The organism is Klebsiella sp. CB_Kp196, assembly GCF_040061575.1.
Taxonomy (GTDB): Bacteria; Pseudomonadota; Gammaproteobacteria; order Enterobacterales; family Enterobacteriaceae; genus Klebsiella; species Klebsiella michiganensis.
The window spans coordinates 21,741-37,067 of the sequence record NZ_JBEAFH010000065.1 but is presented as its reverse complement, the minus strand read 5'-3'; the positions used below and the strand labels follow the sequence as shown (position 1 = coordinate 37,067).

Genomic DNA, 15,327 nt, shown 5'->3' with positions numbered 1-15,327 from the left:
TTTGCGCCAGATATTTACCCGGCTGCCCAGCTGTGGCTAAATGGCGGCCTTATTGACCTGCGAAATAAACGACATGACTCAATTCTTGCACTTCCTGCTGGCGCTGGTGGTTATCCTCGCCCTTGCCTGGCTTGCCAGCTACGACCGTAAAAAAATCCGCATTCGCTATATTATCCAGTTAATTATTATTGAAGTTGCCCTGGCTTTCTTTTTTCTCCACGCCGAAAGCGGCCTGTGGCTAGTGAAAAATATCGCATCCTTCTTTGAATCACTGCTCGGCTTTGCCGCCGAAGGCACCAACTTTGTATTTGGCGGCATGAGTGAAAAAGGGCTGGCGTTTATTTTCCTTGGCGTGCTGTGCCCCATTGTCTTTATCTCCGCGCTCATCGGTATTCTTCAGCACTGGCGTATTCTGCCAATTTTTATTCGCCTGATTGGCACCCTGCTGTCAAAGGTTAACGGTATGGGTAAGCTGGAGTCCTTCAACGCGGTCAGTTCGCTGATTCTCGGTCAATCAGAGAACTTTATTGCCTATAAAGGCGTGCTCGGCGATCTCTCTTCCCGCCGCCTGTTCACCATGTCGGCCACCGCGATGTCGACGGTGTCGCTCTCCATCGTCGGCGCTTATATGAGTATGCTCGACGCGAAATACGTCGTTGCCGCGCTGATCCTGAATATGTTCAGCACCTTTATTGTGCTGTCGATCATTAACCCGACGCGTCCGGGCAGCGAGGAGGAGATCAAGCTTGAAAAACTGCATGAATCCCAGAGCTTCTTTGAAATGCTCGGTGAATATATTCTGGCCGGTTTTAAAGTCGCGATGATTATTCTGGCGATGCTGATTGGTTTTATCGCCTTAATTAGCGCCATAAATGCCCTGTTCGCCACGATATTTGGCCTGAGCTTCCAGCAGATCCTCGGCTACGTCTTTTATCCCCTGGCGTGGCTGATTGGCATTCCGCTTAGCGATGCGCTGAACGCCGGGAGTATTATGGCGACGAAACTGGTGGCCAATGAATTTGTCGCTATGATTGAGCTGCAAAAAATAGCCGCCAGCATGACGCCGCGCGGGCTGGGAATTTTATCCGTGTTCCTGGTTTCCTTCGCCAACTTTGCCTCTATCGGCATTATCGCCGGGGCGATTAAAGGCCTGAACGAGCAGCAGGGGAATATCGTTTCCCGCTTCGGCCTGCGCCTGGTGTATGGCGCAACGCTGGTCAGCCTGCTCTCCGCCAGCTTTGCGGGGCTGGTACTGTAACCGAAGCGCGTTTGGCCTGTTACCCCGGGGTAACAGGCCCGCGTAGCTATGTAGCCCGGGTAAGGCGTTAGCCGCAACCCGGGAATATCACCTGATTCAAATTAAAAATGTACGCAGACCGGCTGGTCAACGCGCATCACCGACTCCTGCGCAAAGCGTGATTTATAGGTCGTGCGCAGCGCCTCAATCCCCTCTTCGCTCTTCGCATCTTTGCCGTGAATCAGCATCAGCGCTTTGCTCTGCTCGCGCGCCACGGTACCGTCATTGCCCAGCCACTGCCCGCGCGCGTCAAAGACCGTCAGGCCATCGCGAAAGCGCGGCGTCACGTCGCGGTCAACGAACTGCTGCCACTCCTGCGCGGTAATATCCTTCCCGGCCGGACGGCTTAAGCCGAAATAAAGCGTGGTTTGCACCATGGCGTTATCCGCCGGGCAGGCGTTAGCGTCCGCCGCCGGAGCCCTCTTCGCGGCAGGCGCTACGCAACCGCTTAATATCCCTGCCAGTACCAGCGCCACTGCACCCTGTTTGAAACTCATTTTGCTACCCTCATTGTTATTTGTGCTGAGATATCAGCGTATTTTCAAGCCATTAGCAAGAGGCATAAATAACAAAGCCCGCATTACGCGGGCTTGATGGGGTTGCAGAGGATTACTCGGCGGTCGCGCGCACCGGCGGCGCGGAGTGATAATGGGCGTCCGCTTCGGCGAAGCGTCGCTGCATCTCGGCGGAGGGCGCTTTACCCAGCAGGCTGAAGACCACAATCCCCAGGCTACCAAAGATAAAGCCTGGGATGATTTCATACAGGCCCAGCCAGCCGAACTGCTTCCAGATAATGACCGTTAAGGCGCCGATGATCATCCCGGCCAGCGCACCGTTACGGGTCATTCGTGACCACATCACCGAGAACAGCACCACCGGGCCAAACGCCGCGCCAAAGCCAGCCCATGCGTAGCTCACCAGACCCAGCACGCGGTTTTCCGGGTTGGCCGCCAGGGCGATCGCAATTAACGCGACGAGCAGCACCATAAAGCGTCCTATCCATACCAGCTCTTTCTGTCCGGCATTTTTACGCAAAAACGCTTTATACAGATCTTCAGTAATCGCGCTTGAGCACACCAGCAGCTGGCAGCTCAGGGTGGACATCACCGCCGCCAGAATCGCCGACAGCAGGATCCCGGCAATCCACGGGTTGAACAGAATCTGCGCCAGTTCGATAAAGACGCGTTCGGCGTTCTGATTAACCGCACCGGCAACGGCCGGGTTGTTATTGAAGTAGGCAATACCGAAGAAGCCGACGGAACAGGCACCCGCCAGGCAGAGGATCATCCAGGTCATGCTGATGCGACGGGCGTGAACGATGCTGTGATGCGAATCCGCCGCCATAAAGCGCGCCAGAATATGCGGCTGACCAAAATAGCCCAGGCCCCAGCCCATCAGCGAAATAATCGCCACGAAGTTCAGGCCCTTGAGCATATCAACGTTCTCAATGCTCTTTTGCTTAATCACTTCCAGGGAATCGCCAAACCCGCCGACGGAAATCACCACCATCACCGGCGTCAGGATCAGGGCGAATATCATCAGGCTGGCCTGAACGGTATCGGTCCAGCTTACCGCGAGGAAGCCGCCGACAAAGGTATAAATAATGGTTGCCGCCGCCCCGGCCCACAGCGCGGTTTCGTAGCTCATGCCAAAGGTGCTTTCAAACAGACGCGCGCCGGCCACAATACCGGAAGCGCAATAGATGGTGAAAAATAACAAAATGACCAGCGCCGAGATAATTCGCAGCACGCGGCTTTTATCTTCAAAACGGCCGGTGAAATAATCCGGCAGCGTCAGGGCGTTATTATTCGCCTCGGTATGGACCCGCAAACGCCCCGCCACCAGCTTCCAGTTAATCCATGCGCCTAACGTCAGGCCAATGGCAATCCAGCTTTCGGAAATACCGGAAATAAATATCGCCCCCGGTAGCCCCATCAGCAGCCAGCCGCTCATATCGGAGGCTCCGGCGGAGAGCGCGGTGACAAATGGGCCAAGGCTGCGGCCGCCGAGAATATAATCATCAAAGTTCTTTGTCGAGCGCCAGGCAATAAAGCCGATGAGTACCATGCCAAAAATATAAACAATAAAAGTCACCAACATGGGTGTGCTAATAGCCATGTAAAAATCTCCAGAATTTTTGTCGACAGCATCCAAATTTGTCGTTTTATCCACTACCGGAACGGGGCAATGGCCTATTGGTTGTATTGGGCGACCGTATCCTGACGGAAGCTTTGTTTTTTCACAAACGATTTAACACAGCATTTACACGAAATGCTTCCGGGACCAAACTTCATTTTGTTATAGGTTGCACTCTCTCACGTTTTTAGCGGTTGCACCACGCAAAAGTGTTAAGTGACGCATAGAAATACCTTATTAGACAGGGGATAAATACCTGCTATTTTCATCATCATTTTTAACATTCACGGCGTTTTTCTACCTGCCACACAATTCTCAATTAACAAGGTTGCACAAAGTTGCAACATGGTAGATATTTCTACGCAACCTCATCTTGGCACGAAGACGTTCTATTACAGGAGTTCCTGACATGGGCACCACCACCATGGGTGTAAAACTTGACGACGCGACGCGTGAACGCATTAAATCCGCGGCGAGCCGTATTGACCGCACGCCGCACTGGCTGATTAAACAGGCCATTTTCAACTATCTGGAAAAGCTGGAAAACGACGAGACGCTGCCGGAGCTGCCGGCGCTGCTGTCCGGCGCGGCGAACGAAAGCGATGAGGCCGGTCATCAGGCTGACGAACCTTATCAGCCCTTCCTCGATTTCGCCGAGCAGATCCTGCCGCAGTCCGTTTCCCGCGCGTCGATCACCGCCGCCTGGCGCTGGGCCGAAACCGACGCCGTGCCGATGCTGCTGGAGCAGGCTCGCCTGCCGCAGACTCTCGGCGAACAGGCGCACAAGCTCGCCTATCAGCTGGCGGAGAAGCTGCGCAATCAGAAAACCGCCAGCGGCCGCGCCGGAATGGTGCAGAGCCTGCTGCAGGAGTTCTCGCTCTCCTCGCAGGAAGGCGTGGCCCTGATGTGCCTGGCAGAAGCGCTGCTGCGCATTCCCGACAAAGCCACCCGCGATGCCCTGATCCGCGACAAAATCAGCAACGGCAACTGGCAGTCGCATATCGGCCGCAGCCCGTCGCTGTTCGTCAACGCCGCCACCTGGGGGCTGCTGTTTACCGGCAAGCTGGTCTCGACCCACAACGAAACCAGCCTGTCGCGCTCGCTGAACCGTATTATCGGCAAAAGCGGCGAACCGCTGATTCGTAAAGGCGTCGATATGGCGATGCGCCTGATGGGCGAGCAGTTCGTCACCGGCGAAACCATCGCCGAAGCGCTGGCCAACGCCCGCAAGCTGGAAGACAAAGGCTTCCGCTACTCCTACGATATGCTGGGCGAAGCGGCGCTGACCGCCGACGATGCTCAGGCCTATATGGTCTCCTACCAGCAGGCGATCCACGCCATCGGCAAAGCCTCCAACGGACGGGGCATTTATGAAGGACCGGGCATTTCGATTAAGCTCTCCGCGCTGCACCCGCGCTACAGCCGCGCCCAGTACGACCGCGCGATGGAAGAGCTTTACCCGCGCCTGAAATCGCTGACCCTGCTGGCGCGCCAGTACGATATCGGTATCAACATTGACGCCGAAGAGGCCGATCGCCTGGAGATCTCTCTCGATCTGCTGGAAAAACTCTGCTTTGAACCGGAGCTGGCGGGCTGGAACGGGATTGGCTTTGTGATCCAGGCCTATCAGAAACGCTGCCCGTTCGTGATTGACTACCTGATCGACCTCGCGACCCGCAGCCGTCGCCGCCTGATGATTCGTCTGGTCAAAGGCGCCTACTGGGACAGCGAAATCAAACGCGCGCAGATGGACGGTCTCGAAGGCTATCCGGTCTATACCCGCAAGGTCTACACCGACGTCTCCTATCTGGCCTGTGCGAAAAAGCTGCTGGCGGTGCCGAGCCTGATCTATCCGCAGTTCGCGACCCATAACGCCCACACCCTGGCGGCAATTTATCAGCTGGCCGGGCAGAACTACTACCCGGGACAGTACGAATTCCAGTGCCTGCACGGCATGGGCGAGCCGCTGTACGAGCAGGTGACCGGTAAAGTCGCCGATGGCAAACTCAACCGCCCGTGCCGTATCTACGCGCCGGTCGGCACCCACGAAACGCTGCTGGCCTACCTTGTGCGTCGTCTGCTGGAAAACGGCGCCAACACCTCGTTTGTTAACCGGATCGCCGACAGCACCCTGCCGCTGGATGAACTGGTTGCCGACCCGGTCGCCGCGGTGGAAAAACTGGCCCAGCAGGAGGGCCAGGTGGGTCTTCCGCACCCGAAAATCCCGCTGCCGCGCGACCTTTACGGCAAAGACCGCAGCAATTCAGCCGGTCTGGATCTCGCCAACGAGCATCGTCTGGCCTCCCTCTCCTCCTCGTTATTAAACAGCGCGCTGCATAAATGGCAGGCGCTGCCGATGCTGGAGCACCCGGTGGCCGAAGGCGAAATGCAGCCGGTCGTGAACCCGGCAGAGCCAAAAGATATCGTCGGCTACGTGCGCGAAGCCAGCGAGGACGAAGTTCAGCAGGCGCTGACCAGCGCGGTTAACAACGCGCCAATCTGGTTCGCCACCCCGCCGCAGGAGCGCGCGGCGATCCTCGAACGCGCCGCGGTGCTGATGGAAGGCCAGATGCCGACCCTGATGGGCATCCTGGTGCGCGAAGCGGGGAAAACCTTCAGTAACGCCATTGCCGAAGTGCGCGAAGCGGTGGACTTCCTCCACTACTACGCCGGTCAGGTGCGCAACGATTTTGACAACGAAACCCATCGCCCGCTGGGCCCGGTCGTCTGTATCAGCCCGTGGAACTTCCCGCTGGCGATCTTTAGCGGACAAATTGCCGCCGCGCTGGCGGCAGGCAATACCGTGCTGGCAAAACCGGCCGAGCAGACGCCGCTCATCGCCGCTCAGGGCGTGGCGATCCTGCTGGAAGCGGGCGTACCGCCGGGGGTTATTCAGCTGCTGCCGGGCCGCGGGGAAACCGTTGGCGCCGCGCTGACTTCCGACGAGCGCGTACGCGGCGTGATGTTTACCGGCTCAACCGAAGTCGCCACCCTACTGCAGCGCAATATCGCCAGCCGGCTGGATGCTCAGGGTCGTCCGACGCCGCTGATCGCCGAAACCGGCGGCATGAACGCGATGATCGTCGACTCTTCAGCATTAACCGAGCAGGTGGTTGTCGACGTGCTCGCCTCGGCGTTCGACAGCGCGGGGCAGCGCTGCTCCGCCCTGCGCGTACTCTGCCTGCAGGATGATATCGCCGATCATACGCTGACCATGCTGCGCGGCGCGATGGCCGAGTGCCGGATGGGCAATCCGGGCCGTCTGACCACCGATATCGGGCCGGTGATTGACGCCGAAGCCAAAGAGAATATTGAGCGCCACATCCAGACGCTGCGCGCCAAAGGGCGCAAAGTCTTCCAGGCGGTGCGCGAAACCGGCGAAGATTCCCGCGAGTGGACCAGCGGTACTTTCGTTCCGCCGACGCTCATTGAGCTCGACAGCTTCGATGAGCTGAAAAAAGAGGTCTTCGGCCCGGTGCTGCACGTAGTGCGCTATAACCGCAACGAGCTGGACGGGCTGGTCAAACAGATTAACGCCTCCGGCTACGGTCTGACCCTCGGCGTGCATACCCGTATTGACGAAACCATCGCTCAGGTCACCGGCAGCGCCAACGTCGGCAACCTGTACGTCAACCGTAATATGGTCGGCGCCGTGGTCGGCGTGCAGCCGTTCGGCGGCGAGGGCCTGTCGGGTACGGGTCCAAAAGCCGGCGGCCCGCTGTATCTGTATCGACTGCTCTCCAGCCGCCCGCAGAACGCCGTCGGGATTACCCTCGCCCGCCAGGACGCGGAGTATCCGCTGGACGCGCAGCTGAAGACGCTGCTGGAAAAACCGCTGGTCGCTTTACAGCAGTGGGCGGCGGATCGCCCGGAGCTGCAGGCTTTGTGCCAGCAGTTCAGCGAGCAGGCGCAGGCCGGAACCCAGCGTCTGCTGCCGGGGCCAACCGGCGAGCGCAACACCCTGACCTTTATGCCGCGCGACCGCGTGCTGTGCGTGGCCGATAATGAGCAGGACGCGCTCACCCAGCTGGCGGGCGTGACCGCCGTTGGCTGCGAAGTGCTGTGGCCGGACGCCCCTCTGCAGCGCGAGCTGGCGAAAAAGCTGCCGCGTGAGGTCAGCGCGCGGATCCACTTCGCCAAAGCGGAAACCCTGACAACCGAGCCTTTCGATGCGGTTATCTACCACGGCGATTCCGATCAGCTGCGGGAGCTGTGCGAACAGGTGGCGGCGCGCGATGGCGCGATCGTGTCGGTGCAGGGCTTCGCCCGCGGCGAGAGCAATCTGCTGCTGGAGCGCCTCTATATTGAACGTTCGCTCAGCGTCAATACCGCCGCGGCCGGCGGCAACGCCAGCCTGATGACGATTGGCTAAGCCCGCTTCCCGGGTTGCGGCTGATGCCTTACCCGGGCTACCCAACCACAGCCCGCACTATCAGTAGCCCGGGCAAGGCGCTTTGCGCCGCACCCGGGAAAGCAGACGGCACAACGTCAGCTAATGACACCAGACGCAGGCTGTGGTTAATTAAGGCTCCCGGACGGGAGCTTTTTTTATGGGAGTTGACCAATGAAACGCACTTTACTCGCTTTTGCCGCGCTGCTGGCAAGCACCCATGCGCTGGCGGACGAATGCAGCAACGCCAGCAATCAAACGGAAATGAACCAGTGCACCGCCGAGCGGTACCAGGCTGACGACAAAAAACTAAATGAAACGTATCAGGAAGCGCTGAAGCGCGCCTCCGGCAAGCAGCAGGAGTTGCTGAAAAAAGCGCAGCTGTCGTGGATTGCCCTGCGCGACGCCGACTGTCAATTCCTCGCCTCCGGCGCTGAAGGCGGCAGCGTACAGCCGATGCTGATCAACCAGTGCATGTCCGATAAAACCGTCGAGCGCGAATCGTTCCTCGCCTCGCTGCTGCAGTGCGAGGATGGCGATCAGAGCTGCCCGCTGCCGCCCGCCAATTAACGTACGCGAATCCCTTCGATAATCATCCGCTGGACGTTATCGACGGTTTGCTGAAAAAACGCCTCATCGCGCAGCGTCGCGCCGGTTACCGCCTCAACCTGAGTGGCGAAATCGGCGTAATGCTGTGTGGTCGCCCAGATCATAAAGATCAGATGCTGCGGGTCAACCGGCGCCAGCCTGCCGCTCTCGACCCAGCCGGAAATAATCGCCGACTTTTCATCCACCAGCGCTTTCAGATCGCCGGTCAGCTCGCCCATCAGCAGCGGCGCGCCCTGCAGCATCTCCAGGCAGAACAGCCTTGACGCCTGCGGGTGATCGCGGGAAACCTCCAGCTTAAGGCGGATATATTCGCCGATGGCCACCAGCGGGCTGATATCTTCGCGGAAGGCCTTTAGCGGCGCCAGCCAGATAGCCAGAATCTGCTGCAGCACGGCAATATACAGCGCCTCTTTCGACGGGTAGTAGTAGAGCAGGTTCGTTTTCGATACCCCGGCCAGTTCGGCTACCTGCTCAAGCCGGGTACCGTGGATACCAAACTGCGAGAACGCGTCCAGCGCGGCGGCCAGGATAGCCTCTTTTTTCGCGCTCACCGCCTGTGAGCGTTTGCCGATCTTTTTCACGCCGCCCTGTGCCATTCGTTATCTCCTTCTTTTCACGCCATCAGCATAGCAAAAGCCCAGCGCCGACACGACTCTCTGCACCCTGATTGCGCACGACTGCGGTTTTTTCGTGCACCGATTTTGACCATTCAGTCCACTTTTATTGCTGCTATTTTCAGCAACCATCCAGCAACACCTTAATAACATTAGCCTTTGCAAAACTGGCATCGCCTTTGCTTTATCTTTCAGGCGAGGTGATTGAGGGAGATGCAGGATGCAGCGCCGCGCCTTCTTGTTCAACGACATGCAGAGAGGTAGGTATGAAAATTGGTGTCTTCGTTCCGATTGGTAATAACGGCTGGCTGATTTCCACCCATGCTCCCCAGTACATGCCGACGTTTGAGCTCAATAAGGCCATCGTGCAAAAAGCCGAACACTACGGCTTCGATTTCGCGCTGTCGATGATTAAACTGCGCGGCTTCGGCGGCAAGACCGAATTCTGGGATCATAATCTGGAGTCCTTCACCCTGATGGCCGGACTGGCGGCCGTCACTTCGCGCATTCAGATCTACGCCACCGCCGCCACGCTGACGCTGCCCCCGGCGATCGTCGCGCGCATGGCCTCGACTATCGACTCTATCTCCGGCGGCCGCTTTGGCGTCAATCTGGTCACCGGCTGGCAAAAGCCGGAATACGAGCAGATGGGCATCTGGCCGGGCGACGACTACTTCGCCAGCCGCTACGACTATCTCACCGAATATGTCCAGGTGCTGCGCGACCTGTGGGGAACCGGGCGCAGCGACTTTAAAGGCGACTACTTCACGATGAACGACTGCCGCGTCAGCCCGCAGCCGTCGCAGCCGATGAAAGTGATCTGCGCCGGACAAAGCGACGCCGGTATGGCGTTCTCCGCCCGGCACGCTGACTACAACTTCTGCTTCGGCAAAGGGGTCAACACCCCTGCCGCCTTCGCCCCCACCGCCGCGCGGATGATGGAGGCGGCGGAAAAAACCGGCCGCGACGTCGGTTCCTACGTCCTGTTTATGGTGATTGCCGACGAAACCGACGAGGCGGCCCGCGCCAAATGGGAGCATTACAAAGCCGGCGCCGATGACGAGGCGCTGGCGTGGCTTACCGAACAGAGCCAGAAAGACACCCGCTCCGGCAGCGACACCAACGTGCGCCAGATGGCCGATCCCACCTCGGCGGTCAACATCAATATGGGCACCCTTGTCGGCTCTTACGCCAGCGTCGCCCGCATGCTCGACGAAGTAGCGGCGGTCCCCGGCACCGACGGCGTGCTGCTGACGTTTGATGATTTCCTTATCGGTATCGAAGCCTTTGGTCAGCGCATTCAGCCGCTGATGCGCTGCCGCGACCATATCGCCACCATGACTCAAGAGGTTGCCTGATGATTACCCTGCCCGCTCGCCCGGAATCCCTGACCTTTGCGCCGCTGCAGAGCGCGCTGATCGTTGTCGATATGCAGAACGCCTACGCCAGCCAGGGCGGCTATCTCGACCTCGCCGGATTTGACGTTTCCGCCACCCGCCCGGTTATCGACAATATCAACGTCGCCGTGGCCGCCGCGCGCGCCGCCGGGATGCTGATTATCTGGTTCCAGAACGGCTGGGACGACCAGTACGTGGAGGCCGGCGGCCCCGGTTCGCCGAATTTTCATAAATCCAACGCGCTGAAAACCATGCGAAAGAACCCGGAGCTGCAGGGCAAGCTGCTGGCGAAAGGCGGCTGGGACTATCAGCTGGTCGATCAGCTTAAGCCGCAGCCCGGCGATATCGTGCTGCCGAAACCGCGCTACAGCGGCTTCTTTAACACCGCGCTCGACAGCATTCTGCGCAGCCGCGGCATCCGCCATCTGATCTTTACCGGTATTGCCACCAACGTCTGCGTGGAATCGACCCTGCGCGACGGCTTCTTCCTCGAGTATTTCGGTATCGTGCTGGAAGACGCCACCCATCAGGCCGGTCCGGCGTTCGCCCAGCAGGCGGCGCTGTTCAATATCGAAACCTTCTTTGGCTGGGTCAGCGATGTCGCCAGCTTCTGTACCGCCCTTGAGCCCGCCGCGCCGCGCGCCTTTTCCGAGGAGAAACGTTATGCCTAAACAGGTGATTATTCCGCCAGGCACCACCACGCCTATCGCCCCGTTTGTCCCGGGCACGCTGGCCGACGGCGTGGTTTACGTCTCCGGCACCCTGCCGTTCGATAAGCAAAACAACGTGGTTTATATCGGCGACCCAAAGGCGCAAACCCGCCACGTGCTGGAAACCATCAAGAGCGTTATCGAGACGGCGGGGGGCAGTATGGCGGATGTGACCTTCAACAGCATCTTTATCACCGACTGGAAAAACTACGCCGCGATTAATGAGGTCTACGCGGAGTTCTTCCCCGGCGACAAACCGGCGCGTTTCTGCATTCAGTGCGGGCTGGTGAAGCCCGATGCGCTGGTGGAAATAGCCACCGTCGCGCATATCGGGAAGCCGGCATGATGAAGCTAAATGTCTCCCCGGCGCCTTATCCGGGCGCGCCGGTGGTGGTTCTGAGCGCCGGGCTCGGCGGCGCGGGCGGCTACTGGCTACCGCAGCGGGCGGCGCTCGAACCGCACTATCAGCTGGTGAGCTATGACCATAACGGCACCGGTGAAAACGGCGGCCCGCTGCCCGTCGGCTACAGCATGGCGGCCATGGCGCAGGAGCTTAACGCAGCGCTGCAGGCGGCGGGGATTGTGCGTTTTGCGCTGGTCGGTCACGCCCTGGGCGCGCTGATCGGTCTGCAGCTGGCGCTGGACCATCCCGAAGCGATAAGCGCCCTGGTGCTGGTGAACGGCTGGCTGACGCTCTCCCCGCATACCCGCCGCTGCTTTCTGGTGCGCGAACGCCTGCTGCACGCGGGCGGCGCGCAGGCGTGGGTAGAAGCGCAGCCGCTGTTCCTCTATCCGGCGGAGTGGATGGCTTCTCGCCTGCCGCGGCTGGAGGCCGAAGACGCGCTCGCCATCAGCCATTTCCAGGGCAAAGAGAATTTACTGAAAAGGCTGAACGCCCTCAAGCAGGCCGATTTTTCGCGGCGGGCGGCAGCGATAACCTGCCCGACGCTGATTATCAGCGCCGCTGACGATCTGCTGGTCCCGGCCTCCTGCTCCCGCGTGCTGCAGGCGGCAATCCCCGGCAGCCAGCTGGCGGAAATGGCCTGGGGCGGCCACGCCTGCAACGTCACCGATACCGCCACCTTTAACCCTATTTTATGCGACGGGCTGGCCGCGATGCTGCCCGTCCCCCAGGAGAATCTATGAGCGAAGCCATTAGCCCGGCCGCCTGCGCCGCGCTGTTTACCGAGGCCCGAACCCACAACGGCTGGCTGGACAGGCCGGTCAGCGACGAGCAGCTGCGTGAAATCTACGCCTTGCTGAAAATGGGACCGACCTCCGCTAACTGTTCCCCGGCGCGCTTCGTTTTCATCCGCACACCGGAAGGCAAAGAGAAGCTGCGCCCGGCCCTGTCGAGCGGCAACGTTGCGAAGACCCTGCAGGCGCCGGTCACCGCTATCGTCGCCTGGGACAGCGCGTTCTATGACAGGCTGCCGGAGCTGTTCCCTCACGGCGACGCCCGCAGCTGGTTTACCTCCAGCCCGCAGATGGTGGAAGAGACCGCATTTCGCAACGGTTCATTGCAGGCGGCGTACCTGATTTTCGCCTGCCGCGCGCTGGGCCTCGACACCGGCCCCATGTCGGGCTTTGACCGCGAAAAAGTCGATGCGGCGTTTTTTGCCGACGGCGCCTGGAAAAGCAACCTGCTGATTAACATTGGCTACGGCGATCCCGGCAAGCTGTACGCTCGCCTGCCGCGTCTGCCTTTTGATGATGCCTGCCAGCTGGCATAAGGAGCCCGCATGTCTACTGCCGATAAACAAAGCTTTCGCGACGCCATGGCCCACGTCGGGGCGGCGGTCAACATCATCACCACCGATGGTCCCGCAGGCCGCGCCGGCTTTACCGCCAGCGCCGTCTGCAGCGTTACCGACGCGCCGCCCACGCTGCTGGTGTGCCTGAATCGCTCCGCCTCGGTGTGGCCGATCTTCAGCCAGCACCAGGCCCTGTGCGTCAACACCCTGGCGGCCGGCCAGGAAGAGCTCTCGAACGTTTTCGGCGGTAAAACGCCGATGGCGGAGCGCTTCGCCGCCGCCGACTGGCAAACCGGCGCGACCGGCTGTCCGCGTCTGGAAGCGGCGCTGGTCAGCTTCGACTGCCGCATCAGCCAGATCGTCAGCGTCGGAACTCACGACATCCTGTTTTGCGAAGTGGCGGCGATTGTACGCCATCCGGAACCGCGCGGACTGATGTGGTTCGACCGCGGCTACCACACGCTGATGCGTCCAGCCTGTTAACCCTAAACCCAGGATCTCATCATGGCTCTCTTCGATTTTCCTCGCTGGCAGTTAACCTCCCCCTCCGCCGCGTCCGGCGTCGTGGCCCCCGATGAACGGCTGTCGGTCGGGCAAACCGTGGTGATGGGCGTTCAGCACGCGGTGGCGATGTTTGGCGCGACCGTTCTGATGCCAATCCTGATGGGGCTGGATCCCAATCTGTCGATCCTGATGTCCGGCATCGGCACCCTGCTGTTCTTTTTGGTTACCGGCGGGCGCGTGCCGAGCTACCTTGGCTCCAGCGCCGCCTTTGTCGGCGTGGTCATCGCCGTTACCGGCTTCAACGGCCAGGGGCTTAACCCGCACCTTAGCGTCGCGCTGGGCGGCATTATCCTCTGCGGGCTGGTTTATACCCTGATTGGCCTGGTGGTGATGAAAATCGGCACCCGCTGGATTGAGCGGCTGATGCCGCCGGTAGTCACCGGCGCGGTGGTCATGGCGATAGGCCTTAACCTCGCGCCCATCGCGGTACGCAGCGTATCAGCAATGCCGTTCGACGGTTGGATGGCGGTGCTGACGGTGCTGTGCATCGGCCTGGTCGCGGTGTTTACCCGCGGGATGCTGCAGCGGCTGCTGATCCTCGTCGGGCTGATTATCGCCTGCGCGCTGTACGCGCTGCTGGCCAACGGCCTCGGGCTGGGCAAGCCGCTGGATTTTAGCCTGCTTGAGCAGGCGGCGTGGTTCGGTTTGCCGCAGATGACCGCCCCGACCTTTAACGGCCAGGCAATGATGCTGATCGCTCCCGTGGCGGTGATTCTGGTGGCGGAAAACCTCGGCCACCTGAAGGCGGTTGCCGGGATGACCGGGCGCAATATGGACCCGTATATGGGCCGCGCGTTCGTCGGCGACGGACTGGCAACGATGCTCTCCGGCTCGGTTGGCGGCAGCGGTGTGACCACCTACGCGGAGAATATCGGCGTGATGGCGGTCACCAAAGTGTACTCGACGCTGGTCTTCGTCGCGGCGGCGCTGATTGCGATGCTGCTTGGGTTTTCACCGAAATTCGGCGCGCTGATCCATACCATTCCGGGACCGGTGATCGGCGGCGCATCGATTGTGGTGTTTGGCCTGATTGCCGTCGCGGGCGCGCGAATTTGGGTGCAGAACCGCGTGGATTTGAGCCAGAACGCAAATCTGATTATGGTGGCGGTGACGCTGGTGCTGGGGGCGGGCGACTTCGCGCTTTCGCTCGGCGGCTTTACCCTCGGCGGCATCGGGACGGCCACCTTCGGCGCGATCCTGCTCCACGCTCTGCTTAACCGCCGTCCGCGTGAGGCCGGGCAAACCAACGTCACCCCGGTATGAAAGCGTGCGACGCCAGAAGACCCGTACCGGGAAATCCCCGGTCGCGCTGCGCTTACCGGGGCTACAAAACAGCGTCAACCCGTAGCCCGGTTAAGGCGTTTACGCCGCGAGCCGGGCGTTCCTCCCGCTCAGCGGAACCTGCAAAGTGGAAAAAAAACCGCCGACGTGACGTCGGCGGCGAGGGTGATGGGGTCGGGCCCGGGAGATTAACCCCCATCAGCAACAATCCGGCGCGCTAGCTTTCGCGGCTACCATGACTGTTTTTGCCCCCTTTCTTGCCCGCTTCGGAAGCGCGTTGAGGATCGTTTTTAAAGTTCCCCCCGCTATGCTGGCCACCTTTACGACCTGCTTCTGATGCTCTTTCACGGTCTTCGGCAAAGTTGCCGGCACCGCCACGATGGTTTGCCATTACTGACCTCCATTTAGGTTAGACATCATGCTGCATTAGGTGAAACACGAGGCTCTGGCCTCCGCGATACGGGTTGCGTATCACGTGCTTTTAAGGTTAGCGAAGGAAAGCCGTGCCGGGTGGATATCGTCACATTCTGAAATAGATTTTGTATAAGAACTGCCGCTATTGCGCCGGACGCGCG

14 protein-coding genes are annotated in these 15,327 nt (G+C 60.1%); 10 read left to right on the top strand and 4 right to left on the bottom strand.

What is annotated here, in order from left to right:
* Positions 1 to 73: 73 nt before the first annotated feature.
* Positions 74 to 1,258 carry a nucleoside transporter C-terminal domain-containing protein gene (locus ABLU87_RS23745; protein ID WP_014228804.1) on the top strand — a complete coding sequence of 395 codons (1,185 nt, stop codon included), beginning with the start codon at positions 74 to 76 and terminating at the stop codon, positions 1,256 to 1,258.
* Positions 1,259 to 1,359: 101 nt separating this feature from the next.
* Here the strand turns inward: ABLU87_RS23745 and ABLU87_RS23740 are convergent, their stop codons facing one another.
* Complete coding sequence (locus ABLU87_RS23740) at positions 1,360 to 1,794, bottom strand: DUF3574 domain-containing protein (protein WP_032749622.1); 435 nt, start codon at positions 1,792 to 1,794, stop codon at positions 1,360 to 1,362.
* A 112-nt stretch (positions 1,795 to 1,906) separates the two neighbouring features.
* Complete coding sequence (putP, locus tag ABLU87_RS23735) at positions 1,907 to 3,415, bottom strand: sodium/proline symporter PutP (RefSeq protein ID WP_025106252.1); 1,509 nt, start codon at positions 3,413 to 3,415, stop codon at positions 1,907 to 1,909.
* 427 nt (positions 3,416 to 3,842) lie between these two features.
* Here putP and putA point away from each other — a divergent pair, with 427 nt between their 5' ends.
* Complete coding sequence (gene putA, locus ABLU87_RS23730; protein ID WP_196942122.1) at positions 3,843 to 7,805, top strand: trifunctional transcriptional regulator/proline dehydrogenase/L-glutamate gamma-semialdehyde dehydrogenase; 3,963 nt, start codon at positions 3,843 to 3,845, stop codon at positions 7,803 to 7,805.
* A 192-nt stretch (positions 7,806 to 7,997) separates the two neighbouring features.
* Positions 7,998 to 8,393 (top strand): lysozyme inhibitor LprI family protein, encoded by a 396-nt coding sequence (locus ABLU87_RS23725; RefSeq protein WP_014228800.1) that lies wholly within the window; start codon positions 7,998 to 8,000, stop codon positions 8,391 to 8,393.
* Here ABLU87_RS23725 and rutR read toward each other — a convergent pair.
* Positions 8,390 to 9,028 (bottom strand): HTH-type transcriptional regulator RutR, encoded by a 639-nt coding sequence (gene rutR, locus ABLU87_RS23720; RefSeq protein ID WP_004849813.1) that lies wholly within the window; start codon positions 9,026 to 9,028, stop codon positions 8,390 to 8,392. The genes ABLU87_RS23725 and rutR overlap by 4 nt on opposite strands.
* A 284-nt stretch (positions 9,029 to 9,312) precedes the next feature.
* Here rutR and rutA point away from each other — a divergent pair, with 284 nt between their 5' ends.
* The 7 genes from rutA to rutG are packed head-to-tail and all read left to right on the top strand — an operon-like array spanning position 9,313 to position 14,734.
* Complete coding sequence (gene rutA, locus ABLU87_RS23715; protein WP_014228799.1) at positions 9,313 to 10,404, top strand: pyrimidine utilization protein A; 1,092 nt, start codon at positions 9,313 to 9,315, stop codon at positions 10,402 to 10,404.
* A complete protein-coding gene (gene rutB / locus ABLU87_RS23710) occupies positions 10,404 to 11,114 on the top strand; it encodes a pyrimidine utilization protein B (protein WP_025106250.1) in 711 nt (236 codons plus the stop codon). Before rutA ends, rutB begins: the two co-directional genes overlap by 1 nt.
* Positions 11,107 to 11,499, top strand: coding sequence for a pyrimidine utilization protein C (rutC, locus tag ABLU87_RS23705; RefSeq protein ID WP_004131297.1), 393 nt, complete (start codon positions 11,107 to 11,109; stop codon positions 11,497 to 11,499). Before rutB ends, rutC begins: the two co-directional genes overlap by 8 nt.
* Positions 11,496 to 12,299: a pyrimidine utilization protein D gene (rutD, locus tag ABLU87_RS23700; protein WP_025106249.1), complete on the top strand. Its 804-nt coding sequence runs from the start codon at positions 11,496 to 11,498 to the stop codon at positions 12,297 to 12,299. The genes rutC and rutD overlap by 4 nt, the downstream gene beginning before the upstream one ends.
* A complete protein-coding gene (locus tag ABLU87_RS23695; protein WP_014228796.1) occupies positions 12,296 to 12,886 on the top strand; it encodes a malonic semialdehyde reductase in 591 nt (196 codons plus the stop codon). The genes rutD and ABLU87_RS23695 overlap by 4 nt, the downstream gene beginning before the upstream one ends.
* A gap of 9 nt (positions 12,887 to 12,895) precedes the next feature.
* Positions 12,896 to 13,390: an NADH-dependent FMN reductase RutF gene (gene rutF / locus ABLU87_RS23690; RefSeq protein ID WP_004849801.1), complete on the top strand. Its 495-nt coding sequence runs from the start codon at positions 12,896 to 12,898 to the stop codon at positions 13,388 to 13,390.
* Positions 13,391 to 13,411: 21 nt separating this feature from the next.
* On the top strand, positions 13,412 to 14,734 hold the full coding sequence (gene rutG, locus ABLU87_RS23685) for a pyrimidine utilization transport protein G (protein WP_122117786.1): 1,323 nt from the start codon (positions 13,412 to 13,414) through the stop codon (positions 14,732 to 14,734).
* Between the two features lie 235 nt (positions 14,735 to 14,969).
* Here rutG and ABLU87_RS23680 read toward each other — a convergent pair whose 3' ends face one another.
* Positions 14,970 to 15,143 (bottom strand): general stress protein, encoded by a 174-nt coding sequence (locus tag ABLU87_RS23680; protein WP_004131287.1) that lies wholly within the window; start codon positions 15,141 to 15,143, stop codon positions 14,970 to 14,972.
* Positions 15,144 to 15,327: the final 184 nt, after the last annotated feature.